Genomic DNA, 2,763 nt, shown 5'->3' with positions numbered 1-2,763 from the left:
GGCCGGCGGTGAATATCCGGGTGCGGATGGCTGCTGGCCGCCGGGTTGTTCCCAGCCGCGCTGACCACCGGGATCTGGCTGGCCGGCGGGCTGTTCCCAGCCGCGCTGACGATCAGGATCCGGCTGGCTGCCGGGATGATCGCCGTTCTGACCTCCGTCCGGTGGCCCCCACCCATGGGGGCTGTCGGTTCCCGACATCGCTCCTCTTCTCCCTCTACCTGGGGCGAATATTTACCCCTCGGCAGTGGCCATCATGGCATTTCGGGCCATGCCTATTAGCAGTTGGGCGCTGGGAGTGTCACCATATGGACTATGAAGGGACGTGTGCTCATCGTCGATGACGACACCGCGTTGGCGGAGATGCTCGGAATTGTGCTGCGCGGGGAGGGATATGAGCACGCCATCGTCACCAACGGCGACGATGTCATGCCCACTTTCTGGGAGTTCCGGCCCGACCTCGTCCTCCTCGATGTCATGCTTCCCGGCCGGGACGGCATCGACATATGCAAGGAGATCCGCGCGGAGTCCGGCATCCCGATCGTCATGCTCACCGCCAAGACCGACACCGTCGACGTGGTCGTGGGATTGGAATCGGGCGCTGATGACTATGTCGTCAAGCCGTTCAAGCCCAAGGAGCTGGTGGCCAGGGTGCGCGCCCGGTTGCGGCGCACCGAGGAACCCAAGCCCGAGACGCTGCAGGTCGGAGACGTGACCATCGACGTGGCCGGCCACGCGGTCAAGCGGAACGGCGTGACGGTCTCGTTGACCCCGCTGGAGTTCGACCTGCTGGCCTGCCTCGCGCGCCGGCCGTGGCAGGTGTTCACCAGGGAGGAGCTGCTCGAGAAGGTGTGGGGGTATCGTCACGCCACCGACACCCGGCTGGTCAACGTCCATGTTCAGCGGCTGAGGTCGAAGATCGAGACCGATCCCGAACGGCCCGAGATCGTGGTGACGGTGCGCGGCGTCGGTTACCGGGCAGGAACAGGGTAGGGAGATGGCCAAGGCGCTCACGCGTCCATGGCATGCGGTGCGCGGAGCGTGGCAGCGTTCCATCCAGGTCCGAGTACTCACAGCCACGCTGGCACTGTCACTGGTCGTGGTGATCCTGCTCGGAACCACTCTGATGCGACAGATCAGCGACGGGTTGCTGGAGACCAAGGCCGATTCGGCCGTCGCCGACGCCTCGGCCGGGGTCGACTATGCCCAGCGTAATCTCGATGCCGCCGCGGACAGCGCGACGGGCTCGTGGAGTCCGCTGTTGTCGGACATCACCCAGAGCCTGACCAACCGCGGTAACCAGCCCGGGTCGGACGCGCTCTACGAGGTCGTCATGCTCGGCTCCGAGGACAACGCGGTACGCCTGGCATCGCCGGGGATCTCCCTCGACTGGGTGCCTGGAATCGTCCCCGAGACGCTGCGTGAGCATGTGCGTGGCGAAGAACGGATCTTCCACACCTATACCGCCATTCCGGACGGCGACGCGGGCACTGACCGGATACCGGCACTTGCCGTGGGAGGACAGGTCACGGCACCGACCGGTGACCAGTACGAGCTCTATTACCTGTTCCCCCTGACGGAGCAGCAGGCCGCCATCGACCTGGTGCGCACGGCCCTGGTGACCGCGGGGTTGTTGCTGGTCCTGCTGCTGGGCGCCCTGGCCTGGCTGGTCACCCGCCAGGTGGTCACGCCGGTGAGACTGGCGGCGCGGATCGCCGAACGGTTCTCCGCGGGCAACCTCTCTGAGCGGATGATCGTGCGTGGCCGGGATGACCTGGCCAGGCTGGCGGCCAGCTTCAACCAGATGGCGGCGAGCCTGCAGCACCAGATCGGGCAACTGGAGGAGCTGTCGCGGATGCAGCAGCAGTTCGTCTCCGATGTCTCGCACGAGCTCCGCACGCCGCTGACGACGGTACGGATGGCCGCAGACGTGTTGCACGAGTCCAGGGAGGACTTCGATCCTGTGGTGCAGCGTTCGGCGGAGCTGCTGCAGGCGCAGCTGGACCGGTTCGAGGCGCTGCTCAACGACCTGTTGGAGATCAGCAGATTCGACGCGGGTGCGGCAGTGCTGAGCGAGGAGGGCCACGACATCCGTGACCTCGTCCATGGCGTGGTCGATGCCGCGGAGCCGTTGGCCGAGCGAAAGGGGAGCCGGATCGTCGTCGATGTGCCGAGCTATCCGTGTGTCGCCGAGATCGACTCACGTCGTATCGAGCGTGTGCTGCGGAACCTGGTGGTGAACGCGGTGGAGCACGGCGAAGGCAATGATGTCATCGTCCGGGTGGCCATTGACGACAACGCGGTGGCAGTCACGGTTCGCGACTACGGGGTGGGCCTGAAGCCGGGCGAATCGTCGCTGGTCTTCCACCGCTTCTGGCGCGCGGATCGGGCCCGTGCCCGGACCACCGGCGGCACCGGCCTGGGCCTGTCCATCTCGCTGGAGGACGCTCGGCTGCATGGCGGCTGGTTGCAGGCTTGGGGCGAGCCCGGGGAAGGATCGCAGTTCCGGTTGACGTTGCCACGACGGGTCGGAGAGGACATCACGACGTCGCCGCTGGCGCTGGTCCCATCGGACGTCGGCACAGCGGCGACAGGACAGTTGGACGTGGGATCCCCCTACCGCATGGTGACCCGGGCGGGCGGCGACGCGCGCGCCGCGGAGTCCGAGGAGTCCACCAAGCCGGAGTCCACCGAGCCGGAGTCCACCGAGCCGGAGTCCGGCCAGTCCACCGAGCAGGACCAGGGCGCCGTCGATGCTGCGGAGGT

General features: G+C 67.0%; 2 protein-coding genes. Both read left to right on the top strand.

Features of this window, described 5'->3' with window-relative positions:
- Positions 1-312 precede the first annotated feature (312 nt).
- The gene (mtrA, locus tag ELR45_RS16765; RefSeq protein ID WP_129667428.1) at positions 313-990 is read left to right on the top strand and encodes an MtrAB system response regulator MtrA; all 678 of its coding nucleotides are present in this window, start codon (positions 313-315) and stop codon (positions 988-990) included.
- Between the two features lie 4 nt (positions 991-994).
- Positions 995-2,763: MtrAB system histidine kinase MtrB (mtrB, locus tag ELR45_RS16760; RefSeq protein WP_165367849.1), on the top strand; the 1,769-nt coding region annotated here is incomplete at its 3' end.

This window comes from Phytoactinopolyspora endophytica, from assembly GCF_004138495.1.
In the GTDB taxonomy this organism is placed as follows: Bacteria; Actinomycetota; Actinomycetes; order Jiangellales; family Jiangellaceae; genus Phytoactinopolyspora; species Phytoactinopolyspora endophytica.
The sequence above is the reverse complement of the archived record's forward strand: the minus strand, read 5'-3'. Positions and strand labels throughout refer to the sequence as shown.

Coding starts and splice junctions, on each gene's coding strand:
- mtrA (WP_129667428.1), top strand. CDS start 313: ATGAAGGGACGTGTGCTCATCGTCGATGACGACACCGCGTTGGCGGAG.